Raw genomic sequence first — 21,453 nt, forward strand, 5'->3', positions numbered from 1 at the left:
AAATACCTCGGGGGGGTCGCGCCATCGGCGCGACGGGGGCAGCGCCCCCACGCCCCGCTCAATGCACCGTGCAAACCATGCAGGGATCAAAACTGCGCACAATATGCTGCACGGCAATCGGCGTCTCCTCGCCCGGCTGCACCTCTGCGCCGACCAGTGCCGCCTCAAGCGGCCCCGGCACGCCGCCCGCATCGCGCGGGCTGAAATTCCATGTGGTCGGCGCGATGATCTGCCAAGATGCAATGCGCCCCTTTTCAATCCGGCACCAATGGCCCAGCGCGCCGCGCGCCGCCTCTACCAAACCTTCCCCCACCCCGTCACGCGGCGGGGCCCAGTCGGCCATGAACCTTGCTGCAGGATCAATCCCGGCCAGCCTCTCCTCCATCCCCACCTGCGTGCGCGCAATCTCCAACAGCCGCCCGATGATCCGCGCCCGCACCCCGCCCTCGCTCGCCATGGCCCGCGCCAAAGGATGCCCATCCACCACTTGCCGAGCCAGCGCGCCGGTCTCATAGCCCAAGCCCCCCAGTCGCGGGGCCTTGCACCAGCTATAGCCGGGATCACGCATCGCCTCGTCGGGCACGGTCTGCCCCGCCTCCGGATGCACCGCCTCGCCCAGCATCCAGGCATGGCTCAGATCCTCGGTGATCTGCGCGGTCTGCAGAACCCCAAGCGCACCCCCAGCCCAAATACCGCGCGCAAAGACCGGCCCTTCACCACTCGGATATGCGCCATAAGACAGATAGCGCCCAGATCCCTGCCCCATCCCCGCCAGATCTAGGTCGGCGGCAATCTCCAAGAAAAGCCCCACATCCCCAGTGTCCCACGCCTCCAGCGCAGCGACACTCTCCAAGGCGATGAACGCCTCCAGCGGCGCGCCGAACATCTCGGCTTCCAGATAGGCGCGAAAGGCCCGCAAACTGGCCTGCATCCGCAGCTTGTCGCGCAGGGAGGGCGCGCGCGTGACCCCTCCAGGCTGAATGGCCAGCGTATGCGGCCACTTGCCCCCCAAAAGGCCCACGATATGCAAAAGCCGCGCCCGCGCCTCCAGCGCCCCATGCAGCGCCGAGCCTTGCATCGCCGTGAACCGCGCCACGGTGCGGGCATGCCAACGCCGCCCAGCATAAACGCTGCGCGCGAAATCGGGCATGAAGAACAGGTTGAAATGCGTCATGTGATCGGCCTGGTTCTCGACCATATGCAAAAGCGCCGCCACCTTCTCGCCCTCAGGGGCCGGCACCACGCCCGCCGCCTGCGCCAAGGCCCGTGCCGCCGCCGCCGATTGGCTGATGGAACAGATCCCGCAAATGCGCGGCGTGATGGTCAGCGCATCCATTGCCCCCTTGCCCAACAGCATCCGCTCGAACCCGCGAAACATCGGCGAATTCACCTGCGCAGACCGCACCCGGCCCTCGGCCACATCCAGCCGGATTTCCAGATCCCCCTCGACCCGGTTGAACGGGCCAACCAAAAGCTGCGTGTCGCTCATGGCTTGGGTTTCTTGAGGCTGGGGGGCACGGTGATCCGGTCGGCCACCGCATTGCGCGCGATGCGCGGCGGGGTCGCAGCCTTCGACAGGCTCGCCAGTGCCATGAACCAGGCTTTTGGCATGTCAGACGGCAGGCCCACCGGGATGCCTGCGAATTTCGGCGTCTCGGCAAAGCCGTGGCCCGGTTCCTCGAATTCCGGCGCGGTGCAGTTGATGCACGGATAGCCCGCCCGCGTGCAACTGCCCTCTCCATTCCAGCCGCGAATATTGCAATCCCCCACCGCCTGTGTGCCGACACAGCCCAGATGCTCCATCATACAGCCCATTTCCGACAGATGCGTCGCACTGGCCTTGTATTCATAAAACTCATTCTTGGGACAGGCATGATGCACCAGATGATCCGCATAGAAACGCGGCCGCCCATAACCATCAAGCATCTCTGCCCGCATCTCGCCCGCTGCCAGCATCAAAAGCGTCTCTGTCACCCAATCCGGATGTGTGGGGCAGCCCGCCACATTGATCACCGGCAGGCCCGAGCGTGACCGAAACTCCGCCGCCAGCGCGCCGCCCACATGCGCCCCGTCATATTGTACGCCCACCGCATCGGCAGGATTCTCACCCGCCGAGGTGACGCCGCCATAGGTGGCACAGGTGCCCACCGCCACCACATGCCCCGCGCGCGGTGCCAGATCCCGCAGCCAGTCCAACATCGACCGCCCCGTGCCCGCCAGCATGTGAAACCGCCCGGTGCCATTGGGCCCCCGCAGAATAGATCCCTCAACACAGAGAATATCGAGCGTTTGACGCTCCTCGCGAATATCCTCCAACATGCGCCGCACCGGCGCGCCGGTGGCCTCGCTCAGTGTCGGATGCCACAGAAATTCCAATCCCGCCCCCGCCAGCAAAGCCAGCACATTGGGGTCCTCTGCACAGAGAAGCGACATAGTGCAGCCCCCACAGCCCCCCGATTGCAGCCAAAGAATATTCATGCCGCCCCTCCTCGTGGCAGGCTCAGGCGGAAACAGGCCCCCGGCCCGGCCCGCTCGACCAGTTCCAACGTGCCGCCATGTTCCTCGACAATCTTGTGCGAGATTGACAGGCCAAGCCCCGTGCCCTTGCCCACCTCCTTGGTGGTATAGAACGGATCGAAAATCGCCTGCGCATCCGCCGCCGCAATCCCCGGCCCCGTGTCGGATATCTCGAGCACCGCGCGCCCCCCCTCGTCACGCAGGTCAAGCCGCAACGCGGGTGCCTCCATCCCGTCCATCGCATCCACCGCATTTTGCACGAGGTTCATCAACACCTGCTGGATATGCCCCGGTCGCCCCCGCACCATGCAGGGCGCCTGCCCCTCATAGCTGATCCGCAGATCGGATTTGCTGCCGCGCTCAATCCAGTTGACGGCGATGCGCGCTGTCTCGAGCAGATCGAAATCGGTCATCTCTCCCGCCCCATCCGCCGACAGCCGGCGCAAATCCTCGACAATATCGCGGACCCGCTCGGCCCCATCGCGCGCGCCCTGCACCACATGCGCAAGGTTCTTAAGATTGCGATCCAGCTTCAACGCCTCGCGCAGCGCCACCAATTCCTCGCGGCTCGCCCCCGCCTGAACCCGCTCGAAATAGGTCTCGAACTGCGTCAGGTACTTCTCCAGCGTATGGGTATTGGCATAGACGAAACTGATCGGGTTGTTCAGCTCATGCGCCACCCCGGCCAGCAACCGCCCCAGAGAGGCCATCTTTTCATTGCGCACCAACTGACCTTGGGTCTGTTTCAGCGCCTCATGGCTGCGCTCAAGCTCTGCATAGGCCCGCTTGAGCGCCCCCAGTGGCCGCCCCGTCAGCACAACGCCCGTGCTTTTGCGGCGGCGGTCAAGCTGCGGTGCGATGCTGAACTCCACCGGCTCCAAACCATCGGGCGTGATCAGATCCGCGCTCTGGGTATGGGTGCGGCGCAGGGCGACCGTTTCGGCCATCGCGGCACTCAATCCCCCGGTGTCGGCCTCGGCCACAAAGTCGCGCAAGGGCCGCCCCACCAGATCGGCCACCTCGATCCCCACAAGGTTGCAAAATGACGCGCTGGCATCGGCAATCGCGCCATGCTTGTCAGCCACCACCAGATAATCACTGATCGACACCATGATCGAGGACAGGAAATGCCGCAGATTGGTCAGCTCCGCATTGCGGCTCTCCAACTGCTCCTGATAATCGACCAGCTCCGCATAGGTCCGGTCCATGGCGCGCAAGACATCAACCCAGGTCTGGTCGCCCAAATCCTTGCGCAGATCATCGATTCCCATGCCAGACCAGCCTCCGGGCCAAGACGCCTCAGCGCGCCTTGACCAAGCCTAAAACCAATCCGGGAAAAACAAAAGCGCCACGCAGAGGGGAACGGAATTTTACAATCCGCCCCCCCACGCGCGCTTATTTCAGGATCGAACGCCCCGCATAAATCGCCGTCTCGCCCAGCATTTCCTCGATCCGGATCAGCTGGTTGTATTTCGCCAGCCGGTCCGACCGCGCCAGACTGCCAGTCTTGATCTGCCCGCAATTGGTGGCCACAGCCAGATCGGCGATGGTGGCATCCTCGGTTTCGCCCGAGCGGTGCGACATCACATTGGTCATGCGCGCGCGATGCGCCATATCGACCGCTTGCAGCGTCTCGGTCAGCGTGCCGATCTGGTTCACCTTGACCAGCATCGAATTGCCGCACCCGCGCTCGATCCCCATGGCCAGACGTGCGGGATTGGTGACAAAAAGATCATCGCCCACCAGCTGCACCTTGTCGCCCAGCGCCTCGGTCAGCGCGCGCCAGCCCTCCCAATCGTCCTCGGCCATGCCGTCTTCGATGGAAATGATCGGGTAATCCGCTACAAGCGCTTGCAGATATGCAACATTTTCAGCGCTACTCAGGCTCAAACCCTCGCCAGAAATTTCATATTTGCCACCTTTGTAATATTCCGTCGCGGCGCAATCGAGACCAAGGTAAATCTCCTCACCGGGGCGGTAACCCGCCTTCTCAATCGACTTGAGAATGAAATCCAGCGCATCGCGCGTCGAGGATAGGTTGGGCGCAAAGCCGCCCTCATCGCCCACACCCGTCGCCAGACCCGCCGCCGACAGCTCTTTCTTCAGCGTGTGGAACACCTCAGACCCCATGCGCACGGCATCGCGGATATTCTCAGCCGCCACCGGCAGGATCATGAACTCCTGAATGTCGATCGGATTGTCGGCATGCTCGCCGCCGTTGATGATATTCATCATCGGCACCGGCAGCACCCGCGCCGAGGTGCCCCCCACATAGCGATAGAGGGGTTGGCCGGAAAAATCCGCCGCCGCCTTGGCACAGGCAAGGCTCACGCCCAGAATCGCATTGGCCCCCAGACGCGCCTTGTTGGGCGTGCCATCCAACTCGATCATCGCCATATCGAGCGAAACCTGCTCGGTCGCATCCATACCCGCCAGCGCCTCGGCGATCTCACCGTTTACGGCGGCCACGGCCTCCAGCACGCCCTTGCCCATATAGCGGGCCTTGTCACCATCGCGCCGCTCGACCGCCTCATGCGCGCCTGTCGACGCCCCCGAGGGCACCGCTGCGCGGCCCATGGTGCCATCCTCCAGCGTCACATCGACCTCAACCGTCGGATTGCCCCGGCTGTCCAGAATTTCGCGGGCGTGAATGTCGATGATACTGCTCATGGGCGGGGAATCCTTTGCTGGAATTGGCTCGCGCCTGCCTTAGCAAGTTTTCCACGCTTTGCAAACGCAGCAGAGCCGCAAACCCCGCCCCTACTCCGCCGCCTGCGCCGCTGTCTCTGCGTCAATCTCGGCGGCCCGCCGCTCGACCTGTTCGACGATGTGGTCGATCATCTGGGCATTGTCCATCCGGTGGCTCTGCTTGCCCGCCAGATAGACCATGCCATTGCCCGCCCCGCCGCCGGTAAAGCCGACATCGGTCATCAGCGCCTCACCGGGGCCATTGACCACGCAACCGATGATGCTCAGGCTCATCGGCGTCTTGATATGCTCCAGCCGCTTTTCCAGCGCCTCGACCGTCTTGATCACGTCAAACCCCTGCCGCGCGCAGGACGGGCAAGAGATGATATTCACCCCCCGATGCCGCAGCCCCAGCGATTTCAGGATTTCATAGCCAACCTTGACCTCTTCCACCGGATCAGCCGACAGGGAAACCCGGATCGTATCGCCAATCCCCATCCACAACAGGTTGCCCAGACCAATCGCGCTCTTGATCGTGCCCGACATGAGGCCGCCCGCCTCGGTGATGCCAAGGTGAATGGGCGCGTCCGTGGCCTCGGCCAGTTGCTGATAGGCGGCGGCGGCCATGAACACATCCGACGCTTTCACACTGATCTTGAACTCGTGGAAATCATTGTCTTGCAGAATACGGATATGCTCCAACCCGGACTCGACCATCGCATCGGGGCACGGCTCGCCATATTTATCCAAAAGGTGCTTTTCCAGCGACCCGGCATTCACGCCAATCCGCATCGAACAGCCATGATCCCGTGCTGCCGCGATCACCTCGCGCACGCGGCGCGCATCGCCGATATTGCCCGGATTGATCCGCAGGCACGCGGCCCCCGCCTCGGCTGCCTCAATGCCGCGCCGATAGTGGAAATGGATATCCGCCACAATCGGCACCGGGCTTTCGCGCACGATATCTTTCAGCGCCTTCGCCGATGCCTCATCCGGCACCGAGACCCGGACAATATCCGCACCCGCATCGGCGGCCGCCTGCACCTGTGCCACCGTGCCCGCCACATCGGTGGTCAGGGTGTTGGTCATCGTCTGCACGGTGATCGGCGCATCGCCCCCGACAGGGACATTGCCCACCATGATCTGACGGGATTTGCGGCGGTAGATATTGCGCCACGGGCGGATATGATTGAGCGACATCGCGTCGGGCCCCGTTCGTCTAAAGGTGACTTTCCCACACGATAAACCGTGCCGGGGTCAGGGGCAATCGCGTGTCGCTTATTGCTGCGGAACAGCCTCAGGCGCGATCTGCGCCTCGGCCACATACCGCATCAAATCCTGATCTGCTGTGATATCGGCCAAGGCATAGCGCCCGGTCAGCCCCTCTGCCGTCAGCGCCAACCCCGAAGTGACCGCCCCTCGTGTGCCCGCAGGCCCATAGTGCTGCCCGTTCACGGCGAAATAAATCGCGCCCGATTCGCCCACACGCAGCGTCGGCGGTTCTTCCGTCGCAGGCACCGGATAGGTATCACCCGCGTTCAGAATACCCTCAAAGATCACGCTGCCATCAGCGGCACGCACCCGCACCCAGGCCGGGCGCACCGCAACTACCTGGACCTCTGCCAAATTTCCGGCCACCACCTGCGGCCGGTTCGGGCCGGGCGCGTCAAAGTCTTGTGCCTCGCGCAGGGCCAGCGCAATGCCACTGTCGCGATCCGCCTCTGGGGCGACCGGGCTCAGCGTGCCCACTTCGCGCGGATCAAGCGTGGAAATCGGCGCATCCCGCGCCACCATAACCGGCACATCCAGCGCCTTGGGCCGGTACAGCCGGCTCAACCGTTCATCGCGCGGCGGCTGAAACACGCCCGACGCGGCCTCCTCGCCCTGAGGCAGATCATCGGCAATCACCGCAGCCCCGCTCAACGGGTCAAGATCGGCCAAGACAACTGGTGTATTCTCTACCGGCGCAAGCTGCACCTGCTGCACCTGCCGCAATACGCTCCACCCGCCATACCCAATCGCCCCGATCAGCACGACCAGCACCAGCGCCGATCCAATCGCCCCCGGCTCGATCCGCGACAGGAAACTCTCTGAGGCAGGCAGGAATGGCGTATTGGGCGACACCAACGGATCTTGCAGCGCCGCCTTGCGCTGCTTGACAGGGCCAGCCTTGCGGATCGAAGACGCCTCTGCCGACATCCCATGGGCAATCGAAAACCCGGATTCGTCGCAAAACACCTTGAACGCCTGATCTGGGTCCATACCCAGATAGCGCGCATAGGACCGGACATAGCCGGGAATGAAACCGGGGGTATCAAAGGCGGACGGATCACAATTTTCAATCGCGGCCACGTAATTGGCCTTGATCCGCAGCTCACGTTCCACATCCAGTAGGGATTTTCCAAGCGTCGCGCGCTCACCGCGCATCAAATCGCCAAGGCGCAATTCAAAAGCGTCAAAGCCTCGGGCTTCAACCTCTTCTACTTCGGCCTTCCGCGAAAATCGCCGCCCGATCATGCGCCCCTGCCTCTCGAGTGTCTTGCCCAGCTGCCCAAATGTCCCGATTCGAGCTCTGAACTTTTCTTTCTCAGACCGTAACACAAGGCAAGGTATAATGCACGTGCAGAGAGGTTAGCCCGCCAATTCGGCGCGATTCAGCGCACAGTGGCTCCAGAGCTCATCCATGGCGCGCACCAGCGCATCCATCTCTTTGGGGCCATGCACCGGCGAGGGTGTGAACCTCAGCCGCTCGGTGCCGCGCGGCACGGTCGGGAAATTGATCGGCTGCACATAAATGCCATAGCCTTCAAGCAGCATGTCGCTCAATTTCTTGGTATGCACCGGATCGCCCACGATCACCGGCACGATATGGCTGCCATGATCGATCATTGGCAGGCCCATCGCCTTGAGCCGCGTCTTGAGGATTTTCGCCTGAGTCTGATGCTGCGCCCGCAGCGCCGCGCCCTCCGCCGTCTTCAGAAATGCAACCGAGGCACTGGCCCCCGCCGCCAACGCAGGTGCCAGCGAGGTCGAGAAAATGAAGCCCGGCGCATAGGACCGAACCGCGTCGCACATCTTGGCGCTTGCCGCGATATAGCCGCCCATCACCCCATAGGCCTTGGCCAAGGTGCCATTGATGATATCCAGCCGATGCATCAGCCGGTCCCGCTCGCAAATCCCCGCCCCGCGCGCGCCATACATGCCCACCGCATGCACCTCATCGATATAGGTCAGCGCGCCGAACTCATCCGCAAGATCGCAAATCGCTTCAATCGGGCCAAAATCGCCATCCATCGAATAGACGCTCTCAAAGGCAATCAGCTTGGGTGCGGCGGGATCATCCGCCGCCATCAGCTCGCGCAGATGTGCGACGTCATTATGCCGGAAAATCCGCTTGGCCCCGCCATTGCGGCGCACGCCTTCGATCATGCTGGCATGATTCAGCGCATCGGAATAAATGATCAGCCCCGGAAAGAGCTTGGGCAGCGTGCTCAGCGTCGCGTCATTGGCGATATAGGCAGAGGTAAAAAGCAGCGCCGCTTCCTTGCCATGCAGATCGGCCAATTCCGCCTCAAGCCGCTTGTGATATACCGTCGTGCCGGAAATATTGCGCGTGCCGCCCGATCCTGCGCCCGTGGCGTCAATCGCCTCATGCATCGCCGCAAGGACAACCGGATGCTGCCCCATGCCCAGATAATCGTTGCCACACCACACAGTGATCGGCTGCTCGGCCCCATCGGGCTTGCGCCACACCGCATGGGGAAAATTGCCCTTCGTCCGCTCGATGTCGATAAAGGTGCGATAGCGACCTTCCTGATGCAAACGGTCGATCGCCTGATCCAGCTTGGCTTCGTAATCCACTGGCGTTTCCTTCCTGATCGTCACCGGCAAACGGGGCCAGCCGTCCTTCGGGTCTTGGGCGGCGAACCGGGCCACCTATTCAATATTTGGAATGGATATAAAATACATTCCCCTCACGCAACAGGTTACAAATTGACGCTGCCCCCCACTTTGACTTGGGTCAAGTGACTGGACAGTGCCACGCGGCCTGATACCCTCATTCTCAATCATACTCAAACCCAAAGGCCCGCCATGTCGCTTTCCGCCGTTCTCTCCCGCATCGACGACCAATTGCCCGCCGCTCTCGACCGGCTGACCGGGCTCTTGCGAATCCCCTCCATCTCGACCGATCCGGCCTATGCGGGCGATTGCGAAGCCGCCGCAGATTGGCTTGTGTCAGACCTGCAAAGCCTTGGGGTAAAAGCAGAAAAACGTGCCACACCGGGCCGCCCCATGGTTGTGGGCCATATTGACGGGCCTGCGGATGGCTCTGGGCCGCACCTGCTTTTTTACGGGCATTACGACGTACAGCCGGTTGATCCTCTGGCGCTCTGGCACACCGATCCCTTCGCCCCCGAACTTCAGGACACGCCGCACGGCAAAGTGATCCGCGCACGCGGCGCCTCCGACGACAAGGGCCAATTGATGACCTTTGTCGAGGCCTGCCGCGCCTATAAGGACGTGACCGGCGCGCTCCCCTGCCGCATCACCTTCTTTTTCGAGGGTGAAGAGGAATCAGGCTCGCCCTCGCTCATCCCCTTCATGCGCGAGAATGCCGCAGAGCTTTCCGCCGACTTGGCCCTGATCTGCGACACCTCCATGGTCGCCCCCGGCGTGCCCTCCATCGCCTCGCAACTGCGCGGCATGCTCAAGGATGAATTTACCATCACCGGCCCGCGAATCGACCTGCATTCCGGTCACTACGGCGGCCCTGCCCTCAACCCCCTGCGCGAAATCTCGCGCATCATCGCGTCTTTCCACGATGACACGGGTCGCGTCGCCGTCGAAGGCTTCTACGAGGGCGTCCATGAGGTGCCCGCAGACCTGCTGCGCCAATGGGAAAGCTGCGGTTTTGACGAACACGAATATCTCTCTTCCGTTGGCATGACCCGTGCCCATGGTGAGGCGGGCTATTCCGCCCTCGTTCAGCAATGGGCGCGGCCCACGCTGGAAATCAACGGGCTTTGGGGGGGCTATCAGGGTGCCGGCACAAAAACCGTGATCCCGTCCGAGGCGCATTGCAAACTGACCTGCCGCCTTGTCGGCGATATGGACCCCGACAGCCTGCGCCAAAAGGTCCGCAAACATGTCGAAGACCGCCTCTCGCCCGATGCCAAGATCACATGGAATCAGGATCTCGACGGCTCGCCCGCGGCCGTGATGAACATCAGCCGCCCCGAGTTCGAAGCCGCCCGTCAGGCCCTTTCAGACGAATGGGCGCGCGAAGCGGTCTTTACCGGCATGGGCGGCTCGATCCCCATCGCGGGCTTTTTCAAAGAGGTGCTCGGCCTTGACGCCATGCTCATCGGCTTTGCCCAGGAAGATGACGCCATTCACTCCCCCAACGAAAAATACAACGTCCAGAGCTTCCACAAAGGCATCCGAAGCTGGGCACGGGTTCTGGACGCGCTGGCCAAGTGACACGCGTGGCCAGAAAGGGACAATAGTCTGCGTTGAGGAGACGCGCGATCTCTGGGCCGGGGACTAGCGAAGCAACAGAACTGGATGCCACTTTATGTCAGCAAAGTCCGAGTGACGTCTCAGTGAGGCGCTACACATCAAAATCGCTAGGCCGCGGGACGGCCCAGCGATCGCGCGGCGGCGCATGCCGCGCCTTGTTCCGCGCGGGGGCACCCTGACTGTCCGCTCTAGGCCGCCCCCTAAACGCCCTGCGCCTGATACACCGCGCCCACCTCTGCCCGGATGATCCGCGCAATCTGCGCGCAATCCTCTAGGCTAAAGGTCAGCGGCAGCCGCATATCGACAATCCCGCGCAAGATCCGGTCGCTCGCAGGCATCGGCGATGACGGCGCATAGCGCCAACTGTCATAGCGGCTGGTAAAGCCCACCGGCTCCGCCCCACCAAACCACTTAAGCTCGACCCCGCGCGCCAGACACCGCTTCAACACATCCGCAATCCGGCCCCCGTCCCAGTCCAGCAACAGAAACTGAATGGACGATCCCACATAGCGCTCTGCCTCGGCGCGCTCGACCACCGTCAACCCCGGCGTGCCGCGCAATCCCTCCTGGACAACGCGGTACCGCGCGTTCCATTTTTCACATTGCGCATCCAGCGCCCGCAACTGCGGCCGCAAAATCGCCGCGCGCAGATGATCCATCCGCCCCGACACATTGGGCGTGTCATATTTGACCTGCTCAAACACCTCTGCCGGCGGCACCGTGCCATGCCGCCCATAGAGCATATAGGACCCCGACAGCATCACCGCCCGCGCCATCACCATCTCGTCATCGGTGATCAGAAACCCGCCCTCGCCGGAATTCATATGCTTGTAGGTCTGGGTGGAATAGCATCCGATCTTGCCCCAACGCCCCGAAGGGATACCGCGCCACGTCGCCCCCATCGTATGCGCGCAATCCTCGACCACCGTCACCCCGGCAGCGTCACAAATCGCCATCAGCGCGTCCATATCCGCCAGATGCCCGCGCATATGGCTCAGCATCAGAACCTTGGCCTCGCCCACCTTGGCCGCCAGATCCTCCAGATCAATCGTCAACGCCTCGGTGACACCCACGAACACCGGCACCGCCCCCACACTGGCAATCGAACCGGGCACAGGCGCAAGCGTAAAGGCATTGGTCAGCACCTTGTCGCCCGGCCCCACACCCAAGGCCCGCAGCGCCGTGGCCATCGCATAGCCGCCTGACGTCACCGCCAGCACATAGCGTGCCCCCGTATACTCCGCGAATTCCCGCTCGAGCGAGGCCACCGCCCCCGCCTCCTCGCCCACGAGGTTATACCGATGCAACCGGCCCGAGCGCAGCACATCGAGCGCCGCCGCGATCCCCTCTTCGGGGATCGGCTCCTGTTGCGTGAAATTGCCTGTGAATCTCTCTGTCATGCTCTTGTTTTGGGGCGCGTCTGGCCTTGCGTCAATGGTTTTGCAGGCCAGCCCCCCCTTCCTTCAGAAAACCCGAAACCGCCCTGCGGCTCAGCCGATAAGACGCCGCACCACGCCCGGCAATTCGTCATAATGCCCGATCACCGCCTCAGGCTTCAAGGCCGCCACCGTGCCCCCACCGGGGCCAAACCCCACAAGCACCGACGGCACGCCCGCCGCCCGCGCCGTATCGTGATCCGTCACCGTATCGCCCACCATCAGCGCGCGAACCGGATCACCGCCCGCCCGCCGCACGGTCTCGCGCAGATGTTCCGGATCAGGCTTGCGCACCGCCAGCGTATCCGCCCCGGTCAACGCCTGAAACGCTCCAAGCACGCCCAACCGCTCCAACAGAATTCGCGCCAGACGTTCCGGCTTGTTCGTGCAAATGGCCACGCGGTAGCCGTCTTCGCTCAACTGCGCCACAGCCTCCATCGCGCCGGGATAAAGCACGGTATGCACATCAATCGCTTCGGCATAGGCCTCCAGCAGCACCGGGTAATACCGGTCAATCGTGGCCTCATCCTCGGCGCGGCCCAGCCGCTCCATCCCCAGCCGCAACATCGCCCGCCCGCCGCGCAGCGCAACGCCCGAATCGGTGTCCGCCCGCAACAGATCACCCGCGCCCATATCGCGAAAACAGGCATTTGCCGCCGCCAGCAAATCGCCGCTGGTATCCGCCAGCGTCCCATCCAGATCGAAAACCACCGTGCGCATGCCCTGCCCTCTTACCGCCTCTCGCCAGCGGATAGAGCGCCCCTGCCCGAAACACAAAGGAAAAGACGCGCAGCCCTAGTCTGCCAGCCGGTAAACCTGCAGTTCCGGCAACGCCGTCAGGGGTGCTCCAACGGCCCGAAACCCCGCCAGCGACAATCGGCTGCCCGACCCCGGCACCGCGTCGAGCGGAATAAGGTCGACCGCCACCGACTGCCCGGTCACGGCATAATCCACCCGCCCCCGCGCGGGCGCATCCACAAGCGGCGTCTTCAGCCAAAGCCCCGGCTCAGCCGGTGATCCAAGCGACGCCACAGTGGGTCCCAGCGCCCCGGCCCGTGCCGTGGCAGCCTCGACGCGCGCCGCCTTGCGCTCGGCGGGCGTTGTCGCGTCCAAATCGTCCGGCGTCATCGGTGCCACCACCTCGGGCGCGGGCTCTGCGCGCGGCGCGAACACCCGCTCCACCTGCGCACAGCCCGCCATGCCCACAACACCCAAGATCATGATCAAATATCTCATTTGTCCACCCTACCCCCCGAAACTTGCCCCTTCAACGGCCAACTTGTCCCTTGCCCCGCCGCGCCCCCCCGCCTAGATTTACGCCATGACAGCACCTCTGATAGACCCGTTCCAGCGCGCCATCTCTTACCTGCGTGTCTCCGTGACAGACCGCTGCGATTTCCGCTGCGTCTATTGCATGTCTGAAAACATGACCTTCCTGCCCAAGCGCGAATTGCTCACGCTCGAGGAACTCGACCGCCTCTGTTCGACCTTCATCCGTATGGGCGTCGAGAAACTGCGCATTACCGGCGGCGAACCGCTGGTGCGCAAAGGCATCATGACGTTTTTCGACGCCATGACCCGGCATTTAGAGGACGGCACCCTCAAGGAACTGACCCTCACCACCAACGGCAGCCAGATGGAACGCTTCGCCGCCGATCTCTATGCGGCCGGCGTGCGCCGGGTGAACATCTCGCTCGATACGCTCGATGATCAGAAATTCGCCGATATCACCCGCTGGGGTCGCTTGGCGCAGGTGATCAAAGGTATCGACGCCGCCCAAAACGCCGGGCTGCGCGTCAAGATCAACACTGTGGCCCTCAAAGGGTTCAACGAAGACGAGTTGTTTACCCTTACCGAATGGTGCGCATCGCGCGACATGGACCTTACCTTTATCGAGGTCATGCCAATGGGCGATATCGGCAACGAGGACCGCTTGGGCCAGTATTGGAAACTCTCCGATCTGCGCGCCCGCCTGCGCGACCGCTTCACCCTCACCGAATTGACCGAGCGCAGCGGCGGCCCCGCCCGCTACGTGCGCCTCGAGGAAACAGGCCAGAAAATTGGCTTCATCACGCCGCTCACCCATAACTTCTGCGAAAGCTGCAACCGCGTGCGCCTCACCTGCACCGGCGAGCTCTACATGTGCCTCGGCCAAGAGGATATGGCAGACCTGCGCGCCCCCCTGCGCAACAACCCCGGCCATGACGCTATGCTCGAAGACGCCATTCGCGGCGCCATCACGCGCAAACCCAAAGGCCACGATTTCGACTACTCGCGCCAGACCGTCGATGGCCGCGTCTCGCGCCACATGAGCCATACAGGCGGCTAAGCCTGCGCGCGTCACGCCCGCCCGCGGCTGTCATCCTTCCAAAAATACGCGAAATCACTGGCCTGTTTGAAAAACAACGCCCTCAGTGCAAATAGGCCACGGCCTCGATCGTGCCGAAATCGACATATTGCAACAGCACAATCGCCTTATCCTCGCGCGCCAAAGCCACATCCAGATCAAGCGGCTTGCGACTGTCCCAGACCGCAACCTGCGTTATATCCGTGACGATATTGGCATAGGTGATGGTCTTGCCAGCATTCTCGCCACGGGCAATCTTCACCGTTTGCTCAGGAACATAACGCACCAGTTGCACCATCAATGGCGTCCTGCGCGCAGGCTCGGCCCGCGCCTTGATCCGCACCTTGCCTGCGTCTCGCACCACCTCAACGGCGATGCCGCTTTGCGCCCGCGCGCGGTGCTGTGCGATCAGCGCCTCAACATCCCCGAACCGCGTGCCCACCACGTGATCCGCCCCGTTGATGATCATCTGCGGCGTATACACCATCGTGCGGCCGCTCGCCTGCGCATAGCCACGCTGCCGGTTGCTGTTATGAGGACTGCCAAAACTGTCCTCCCAGCCGATGTAATCCCAGTAATCGACATGCAGCGACAGAGCGATCACATCATCGCGCGTCACAAGGTCAAGAAAATAGGCATCCGCAGGCGGGCAAGAGGAACAGCCCTGCGACGTGAAAAGCTCTACCACAACAGGATGGTCACCGGCACTTGCCTGCACCGCCCACAGGGATAAAATCCCCCCCAATACGCTCGCCGCCACGTGTCGCATATCGTGTCTTCCCACTCGGTGTGCTTGTTTGCCCGCAGATCATACCACATCCGCGCCCAATGGAACCTAGGCCTCGTGGATCGCAATAACCAATCAAGGTTTCGAGAGTCCAAAGTGATTTCCTGAAATATTGATCAATTGTGTGCAATAGTATACAAATATTCTCGCGCCCCTCTTGATCGGACGTTTCAAATCGGTCAGAAGCAAAAGCAAGTGATCCAGCCTCGACCATGAAAGGACGGCCCATGCCCATCAGCGTCGGACAAGACAGCGCCAAGACCCGCAAGACCCTCACCATCGGCGACCAGTCGGTCGCCTATTACTCGATCGCCGCCGCCGAAGAGGCCGGTCTTGGCGATTTCTCGCGCCTTCCCGCTGCCCTCAAGGTGGTGCTGGAAAACATGCTGCGCTTCGAGGATGGCAAAACCGTCTCGCTTGACGATATTCGCGCCTTTTCAGAATGGGCGGCCAATGGCGGCACCGCCAACCGCGAACTGGCCTACCGCCCGGCGCGCGTGTTGATGCAGGATTTCACCGGCGTTCCGGCGGTGGTGGATCTTGCCGCCATGCGCGACGGGATCGTGGCCTTGGGCGGCGACGCCCAACAGATCAACCCGCTCAATCCCGTCGATCTCGTCATCGACCACTCGGTGATGATCGACGAATTCGGCAATCCCCGCGCCTTCCAGATGAACGTTGACCGCGAATATGAGCGCAACATGGAACGCTACCAGTTCCTGAAATGGGGCCAGGGTGCCTTCAACAATTTCCGTGTCGTGCCGCCGGGCACTGGCATCTGCCACCAGGTCAACCTCGAATATCTCGCCCAAACCGTCTGGACCGACACCGACCAGAACGGCGAGACTGTGGCCTATCCCGATACGCTGGTAGGCACCGACAGCCACACCACCATGGTCAACGGCATGGCCGTGCTGGGCTGGGGCGTCGGCGGGATCGAGGCCGAGGCCGCGATGCTGGGTCAACCGATTTCCATGCTCATCCCCGAAGTCGTGGGTTTTGAACTCACAGGCCGCATGGTCGAGGGCACGACCGGCACCGATCTCGTGCTCAAAGTCGTGGAACTCCTCCGCAAAAAAGGCGTGGTCGGCAAATTCGTCGAATTCTACGGTGCCGGTCTCGATCACCTGCCGCTGGCGGATCGCGCCACCATCGCCAATATGGCCCCCGAATACGGTGCCACCTGCGGCTTCTTCCCGATTGACGACGAGACGCTTCGCTACCTGCGCAACACCGGCCGCGATGAGGCCCGCGTGCAATTGGTCGAGGCCTATGCCAAGCAAAACGGCTTCTGGCGCGGCTCCGATTACGCACCGGTCTATACCGACACGCTGCATCTCGACATGGGCACCATCGTGCCCGCCATCTCGGGCCCGAAACGCCCGCAGGATTACGTCACCCTCGACAAATCCGCCACCTCCTTCCTTGACGTCGTGTCGCAATACCGCGGCAAGGATGCCAGCCCCGCCGCCGCCGACATGGCCGCCGAAGGCCCGGCCACCGCTGTCGCCGCCGACCCGCGCAAATCGGTCAAGGTCAAGGGCGAAGACTATAGCATCCGGGATGGCTCGGTCGTGATCGCCTCGATCACCTCCTGCACCAACACCTCCAACCCTTACGTGATGATCGGCGCGGGCCTTGTCGCCCGCAAGGCGCGCGCGCTTGGCCTCAACCGCAAGCCATGGGTCAAAACCTCGCTCGCCCCCGGCTCGCAAGTGGTCTCCGCCTATCTCGAGGCCGCCGGGCTGCAAGAGGATCTCGATGCCGTGGGCTTCAACCTCGTGGGCTATGGCTGCACCACCTGCATCGGCAACTCGGGCCCCCTGCAAAAGGAAATCTCCGAGGCCATCGCCGAGGGTGACTTGATGGCCACCTCCGTCCTTTCGGGCAACCGCAACTTCGAGGGGCGCATTTCCCCCGATGTGCGCGCCAATTACCTCGCCTCCCCGCCGCTCGTCGTGGCCTATGCCATCGCGGGCGACATGAATATCGACCTCACAACCGAGCCCTTGGGCACCGACAAGGATGGCAATCCGGTCTATCTCAAGGACATCTGGCCCAGCCAAAAAGAGATTGCCGAACTGGTCGAGCGCACAGTAACGCGCGAGGCGTTCTTGTCGAAATATGCCGATGTCTTCAAAGGCGACGAGATGTGGCAATCGGTCGAAACCTCCGAAGGCGAGACCTATGACTGGCCCGCGCAATCGACCTATGTGCAAAACCCGCCCTATTTCAAAGGCATGGCCAAGGAACCGGGCACCATCTCCAACATCTCCGGCGCGCGCGTTCTGGCGCTCCTGGGGGATATGGTCACAACCGATCACATCTCTCCCGCAGGCTCCTTCAAGGAAACCACGCCCGCTGGCAAATACCTGACAGAGCGTCAGGTGCCCGTGCGCGAGTTCAACTCCTACGGCTCGCGGCGCGGCAACCACGAGGTGATGATGCGCGGCACCTTCGCCAATATCCGCATCCGCAACGAGATGCTCGATGGGGTCGAGGGCGGCTATACCCAGGGGCCGGACGGCGCGCAGACCTCGATCTTTGACGCCTCCATGGCCTATCAGGAGGCGGGCACCCCGCTTGTGATCTTTGGCGGCGAGCAATATGGCGCAGGCTCTTCGCGCGACTGGGCGGCCAAGGGCACGGCGCTTCTGGGCGTCAAGGCGGTGATCGCCGAGAGTTTTGAGCGTATCCACCGCTCCAACCTCGTCGGAATGGGCGTGATCCCGTTCGAGTTCACAGGCGACGACACGCGCAAGACGCTGGGCCTCACCGGCGCAGAAACCGTGGCCATCTCGGGTCTTGATACGATCAAACCACTGGCCGAGGTGCCCTGCACCATCACCTATGCCGATGGCACGACCAAGGTGATCACGCTCAAATGCCGGATCGATACCGCGATCGAGATCGAATATATCGAACACGGCGGCGTGCTGCATTACGTGCTGCGCAACCTCGCCAAATCCGCGGCCTGACAAACCCCGCGGCTTCATCAACAGGGCGGCCCCTCATCCGGGCCGCCTTTTTCATATCTTGCGCAGGGTTCCGCCACCCTTGCCCAATTTCCGGCCATTCGCCGCCGATGCGCTGCTCCTGCTGTCATTCTGCGGTGATTCCCCTTTTTTCGTGATCGCCACGCCCCAATCTTGAGGTCAGAAGATTGAGAAAGGGCAAATCATGCGCACCACCGCACTCATCCTCGCCCAGGCCGGGCTGATCAGCTTGCTCGCCGTTTACGGTGCCTATGGCGACAACCCAGCAAAGCCCACCTGCCCGCAGCACGCGACCACGCAGGATTGCGCAGCCCCGAAATGACGCGCGCAGCCAGACCTTACAAAATCAGCTTACAAACCTTACAAAATGTAAGGTCGCGCGCCCTAGGGCTAATAGCGGCTAGCGCGCGGCCTCGATCGCAGGAAGGATCGTGCTCTGCATCACCCGCTCGGTGATCGGCCCGGCAAAGCGCAGCACGATATTGCCTTTGCCATCAATCACATAGGTTTCAGGCACGCCGTAAACGCCCCAGTCAAGCGCCATCCGCCCCGTCGCATCCGCACCCATCGCAGCATAGGGGTTTCCAAGTTCTTTCAGGAAATTCAAGGCGTTATCAGCCTTATCTTTGTAATTCACCCCATAGATCGTGATGCCATCCTTGGCCAGCTTCTCCAGATTGGGATGCTCCACGCGACAGGGCGCACACCAGCTCGCCCAATAATTTACAAGCGTCACAGTTCCATCGCGCAAGTCACTGTCATCAAATGTTTTTCCATCGCCAAGCGGTGTCACTGCCACCACCGGCGCCGGCTTACCAGCCAGTGCCGAAGGCAGCTCATTGGGGTTATCCCGTTGCAACCCAACAAAGGCCAACCCGGCAAACCCGGCAAAGATCACCAGCGGCAAGACCATCATCGGAGAAAGCTTAGCCATTGGATTTCACCTTAGTTTCAACTTCTTGTAGCTCTTTCTTCACGCGATTAGACCGCCGCACACTGAGCACGATCAAAACCGCGATAAGCGCAATCGTCACCGCGTAAGACGATAAAACCGCCTCCGCATATTTCCCCAGATCCGGCATCATGCCCCCATCCTCTCGCGCGCCAAAAGCGCCCGCATCCGCCGCGCGCGGATCTCGGTGCGCGTGCGCATCAAAACCAAAGCTATGAAAAGAAACACAAATCCCGCCATGCAGACCAGCAGCGGATACCAGAATACATCCGCCACATTCTCTTCCTTATCGAGGCTGAGCGAGGCACCCTGATGCAAGCCTTGGTTCCAGAAATTCACCGCATAGCGGCTGAGCAACGCGAAGACCGATCCGACAAGGCATAAAATGCTGGTCAGATCCGCTGCCGTATCGTCATTCTCGATGGCTTCCCACAGGGCAATGTATCCGAGATAAAACAGAAAAAGGATAAGAAAGCTGGTCAAACGCGGGTCCCAGGCCCACCAGGTGCCCCACATCGGTTGTCCCCAGATGGCCCCCGTCACCAGTGCGATCACGGTCATCACCATCCCCACAGGCGCCGCTGCCCGTGCCGCCAGCGCGCTCACATGATGCCGCCGCACGATCCAAATAAGCGATGTGATCAGCATCATCAGCCAGGCATTGATCGCCATCAGCGCGCTAGGCACATGTAAATAAATGATTTTCACCGTCGATCCTTGGCGGAAGTCCTCGGGCGTAAAGAAAAAGCCCCAGATCAGCCCCCCCACCAACGTCACCGCCGCCAGCCCCGCGAACCACGGCAAAAACCGGTCGGTGGTCTGGATGAATTTCTTGGGATTGGCATATTCCCAGAGTGCGTTCAGGTTCATCGCATGTCCTGTGTCATCAACGTAGGTTCACCCTCAATACCGCAGCCGAGGCGAAAGGCAAAAGCGCGATGGTGCCGCAGGTAATCCCCGCCAACATCAACAGCGGCGTGGTCACGTCAAACCCCTCTGCGCCACGTCGCGCCACCTCTGCGCCGAAAATCAATGTAGGTACATAAAGCGGCAGCACAAGCAGGCTCAGCAATAGCCCCCCACGCTTAAGCCCGACCGTCAGCGCCGCCCCAAAAGTGCCAATGACGCTAAGCGCAGGTGTTCCCACTAAAAGTGATACTATCAACCACTTATAGCCCGATTCTGAGAGATTGAGCAGCAGCCCCAGCACCGGTGCCGCCGCCACCAAAGGCAGGCCCGTGGTTAGCCAATGCGCCAACGCCTTGACGCTCACAATCCCCTCCATCGGCAAGGGCGAGGTGGCCAGAAGGTCAAGACTGCCATCCTCCCAATCCAGCGCCAGAATGCGATCCAGCGACAGTAAACACGCCAGCAACGCACCCAGCCACAGGATACCGGGGGCAATCACCGTAAGGAGCGCGCTTTGCGGCCCCACCCCAAAGGGCACCAGAACCACGACAATCAGGAAAAATGACAACCCCAGACCAAAGCCACCACCGGCACGCATCGCCAGCCGAATATCACGAAACAGGAGGGCGATCACAGAAATGCCCCATCAAAATCATTGTCCATCAACGGCTTGGCTTTGTATTTTCCGACATCAAGCACTTGCGCCTCACTCAACCCAATGTCGATATGCGTCGCCATAAGCGCCATGCCCCCCGTCGCCAGATGCCCGCGCACGGCATGGGCAAACATCGCCACCGCCTCAGTATCCAATGACACCGTCGGCTCATCCAGCACCCAGATCGCCCGCCCTGTTACCAAAAGCCGCGCCAACCCCAAGCGCCGCTTCTGGCCAGCCGATAGCGCCCCCGCCAGCCGGGCCGAGAGCGCGGTCAGCCTGAAGGCCTCAATAGCCTGGGAATAGTCTTTGCGACCAAAGGCTTCCGCCCAAAACTTCAGGTTCTCTGCAACCGTCAGAGTGGCCTTGATCCCATCGGCATGCCCGGCATAAACGAGGCTTTCGGGGGGCACGTCGATCCGGCCTGAAACCGGCGGCTGCAAGCCCGCGATCGTCCGCAAGAGCGTGGTCTTGCCGATGCCATTCGGCCCGCGCACCACAAGCGCCTGACCGGGGGATAGCGTGAAACGCACCCCTTCCAGCACGGGTATCCCGCCACGCGCGATGGTCAGATCAGAGACTTGCAGCATCATGCGCTGTGCTTAACCCAATGCGAGACCTTGGAAAAGCACCATCAGCGCGCGGA

20 protein-coding genes are annotated in these 21,453 nt (G+C 62.0%); 4 read left to right on the plus strand and 16 right to left on the minus strand.

The window, feature by feature from the left end; translation table 11 throughout:
• Positions 1-58: 58 nt before the first annotated feature.
• The 7 genes from ROSMUCSMR3_RS03835 to hemA all read right to left on the minus strand — a co-directional run bounded on the left by ROSMUCSMR3_RS03835 (position 59) and on the right by hemA (position 9,066).
• Positions 59-1,489, minus strand: coding sequence for a nickel-dependent hydrogenase large subunit (locus tag ROSMUCSMR3_RS03835; RefSeq protein WP_081506512.1), 1,431 nt, complete (start codon positions 1,487-1,489; stop codon positions 59-61).
• Positions 1,486-2,478: a hydrogenase small subunit gene (locus ROSMUCSMR3_RS03840; RefSeq protein WP_008282514.1), complete on the minus strand. Its 993-nt coding sequence runs from the start codon at positions 2,476-2,478 to the stop codon at positions 1,486-1,488. The genes ROSMUCSMR3_RS03835 and ROSMUCSMR3_RS03840 overlap by 4 nt, the downstream gene beginning before the upstream one ends.
• Entirely contained in the window at positions 2,475-3,788 is a 1,314-nt protein-coding gene (locus tag ROSMUCSMR3_RS03845; RefSeq protein WP_081506513.1) for a sensor histidine kinase, read from the minus strand. Before ROSMUCSMR3_RS03845 ends, ROSMUCSMR3_RS03840 begins: the two co-directional genes overlap by 4 nt.
• Positions 3,789-3,912: 124 nt before the next feature.
• On the minus strand, positions 3,913-5,187 hold the full coding sequence (eno, locus tag ROSMUCSMR3_RS03850; protein ID WP_081506514.1) for a phosphopyruvate hydratase: 1,275 nt from the start codon (positions 5,185-5,187) through the stop codon (positions 3,913-3,915).
• 90 nt (positions 5,188-5,277) lie between these two features.
• Positions 5,278-6,405, minus strand: a complete 1,128-nt coding sequence (gene ispG, locus ROSMUCSMR3_RS03855; RefSeq protein WP_008282520.1) for a flavodoxin-dependent (E)-4-hydroxy-3-methylbut-2-enyl-diphosphate synthase — start codon at positions 6,403-6,405, stop codon at positions 5,278-5,280.
• 78 nt (positions 6,406-6,483) lie between these two features.
• The gene (locus ROSMUCSMR3_RS03860) at positions 6,484-7,722 is read right to left on the minus strand and encodes a helix-turn-helix domain-containing protein (RefSeq protein ID WP_008282521.1); all 1,239 of its coding nucleotides are present in this window, start codon (positions 7,720-7,722) and stop codon (positions 6,484-6,486) included.
• 114 nt (positions 7,723-7,836) lie between these two features.
• Positions 7,837-9,066 (minus strand): 5-aminolevulinate synthase, encoded by a 1,230-nt coding sequence (gene hemA, locus ROSMUCSMR3_RS03865; RefSeq protein ID WP_081506515.1) that lies wholly within the window; start codon positions 9,064-9,066, stop codon positions 7,837-7,839.
• A gap of 231 nt (positions 9,067-9,297) precedes the next feature.
• On the opposite strand from hemA, the gene ROSMUCSMR3_RS03870 reads away from it, so the two are divergent.
• The gene (locus tag ROSMUCSMR3_RS03870; protein WP_081506516.1) at positions 9,298-10,686 is read left to right on the plus strand and encodes a M20/M25/M40 family metallo-hydrolase; all 1,389 of its coding nucleotides are present in this window, start codon (positions 9,298-9,300) and stop codon (positions 10,684-10,686) included.
• 239 nt (positions 10,687-10,925) lie between these two features.
• On the opposite strand, the gene ROSMUCSMR3_RS03875 is transcribed toward ROSMUCSMR3_RS03870, so the two are convergent.
• The 3 genes from ROSMUCSMR3_RS03875 to ROSMUCSMR3_RS03885 all read right to left on the minus strand — a co-directional run bounded on the left by ROSMUCSMR3_RS03875 (position 10,926) and on the right by ROSMUCSMR3_RS03885 (position 13,397).
• Positions 10,926-12,125: a DegT/DnrJ/EryC1/StrS family aminotransferase gene (locus ROSMUCSMR3_RS03875; protein WP_081506517.1), complete on the minus strand. Its 1,200-nt coding sequence runs from the start codon at positions 12,123-12,125 to the stop codon at positions 10,926-10,928.
• Between the two features lie 90 nt (positions 12,126-12,215).
• Positions 12,216-12,881 (minus strand): HAD-IA family hydrolase, encoded by a 666-nt coding sequence (locus tag ROSMUCSMR3_RS03880; protein ID WP_081506518.1) that lies wholly within the window; start codon positions 12,879-12,881, stop codon positions 12,216-12,218.
• Positions 12,882-12,956: 75 nt separating this feature from the next.
• Positions 12,957-13,397 carry a hypothetical protein gene (locus ROSMUCSMR3_RS03885; protein ID WP_081506519.1) on the minus strand — a complete coding sequence of 147 codons (441 nt, stop codon included), beginning with the start codon at positions 13,395-13,397 and terminating at the stop codon, positions 12,957-12,959.
• An 85-nt stretch (positions 13,398-13,482) separates the two neighbouring features.
• On the opposite strand from ROSMUCSMR3_RS03885, the gene moaA reads away from it, so the two are divergent.
• The gene (gene moaA / locus ROSMUCSMR3_RS03890) at positions 13,483-14,490 is read left to right on the plus strand and encodes a GTP 3',8-cyclase MoaA (RefSeq protein ID WP_081506520.1); all 1,008 of its coding nucleotides are present in this window, start codon (positions 13,483-13,485) and stop codon (positions 14,488-14,490) included.
• 82 nt (positions 14,491-14,572) lie between these two features.
• On the opposite strand, the gene ROSMUCSMR3_RS03895 is transcribed toward moaA, so the two are convergent.
• Positions 14,573-15,277, minus strand: a complete 705-nt coding sequence (locus tag ROSMUCSMR3_RS03895) for a DUF1223 domain-containing protein (RefSeq protein ID WP_037298533.1) — start codon at positions 15,275-15,277, stop codon at positions 14,573-14,575.
• A 245-nt stretch (positions 15,278-15,522) separates the two neighbouring features.
• Here ROSMUCSMR3_RS03895 and acnA point away from each other — a divergent pair, with 245 nt between their 5' ends.
• A complete protein-coding gene (gene acnA, locus ROSMUCSMR3_RS03900; protein WP_081506521.1) occupies positions 15,523-18,273 on the plus strand; it encodes an aconitate hydratase AcnA in 2,751 nt (916 codons plus the stop codon).
• Between the two features lie 202 nt (positions 18,274-18,475).
• The gene (locus ROSMUCSMR3_RS21065; RefSeq protein ID WP_008282531.1) at positions 18,476-18,613 is read left to right on the plus strand and encodes a hypothetical protein; all 138 of its coding nucleotides are present in this window, start codon (positions 18,476-18,478) and stop codon (positions 18,611-18,613) included.
• A gap of 78 nt (positions 18,614-18,691) precedes the next feature.
• On the opposite strand, the gene ROSMUCSMR3_RS03905 is transcribed toward ROSMUCSMR3_RS21065, so the two are convergent.
• Genes ROSMUCSMR3_RS03905 through ccmA form a run of 5 tightly spaced genes read right to left on the minus strand, consistent with a single transcriptional unit; the run spans position 18,692 to position 21,400 of the window.
• Positions 18,692-19,225, minus strand: a complete 534-nt coding sequence (locus tag ROSMUCSMR3_RS03905; RefSeq protein WP_081506522.1) for a DsbE family thiol:disulfide interchange protein — start codon at positions 19,223-19,225, stop codon at positions 18,692-18,694.
• Entirely contained in the window at positions 19,218-19,376 is a 159-nt protein-coding gene (ccmD, locus tag ROSMUCSMR3_RS03910; protein WP_008282533.1) for a heme exporter protein CcmD, read from the minus strand. Before ccmD ends, ROSMUCSMR3_RS03905 begins: the two co-directional genes overlap by 8 nt.
• Positions 19,373-20,113 (minus strand): heme ABC transporter permease, encoded by a 741-nt coding sequence (locus tag ROSMUCSMR3_RS03915; RefSeq protein ID WP_081506523.1) that lies wholly within the window; start codon positions 20,111-20,113, stop codon positions 19,373-19,375. Before ROSMUCSMR3_RS03915 ends, ccmD begins: the two co-directional genes overlap by 4 nt.
• Before the next feature lie 16 nt (positions 20,114-20,129).
• Positions 20,130-20,786, minus strand: coding sequence for a heme exporter protein CcmB (gene ccmB, locus ROSMUCSMR3_RS03920; protein ID WP_081506524.1), 657 nt, complete (start codon positions 20,784-20,786; stop codon positions 20,130-20,132).
• Entirely contained in the window at positions 20,783-21,400 is a 618-nt protein-coding gene (ccmA, locus tag ROSMUCSMR3_RS03925; RefSeq protein ID WP_081506525.1) for a heme ABC exporter ATP-binding protein CcmA, read from the minus strand. Before ccmA ends, ccmB begins: the two co-directional genes overlap by 4 nt.
• Between the last annotated feature and the right edge of the window lie 53 nt (positions 21,401-21,453).

The sequence above is a fragment of the Roseovarius mucosus genome, assembly GCF_002080415.1.
Taxonomy (GTDB): Bacteria; Pseudomonadota; Alphaproteobacteria; order Rhodobacterales; family Rhodobacteraceae; genus Roseovarius; species Roseovarius mucosus_A.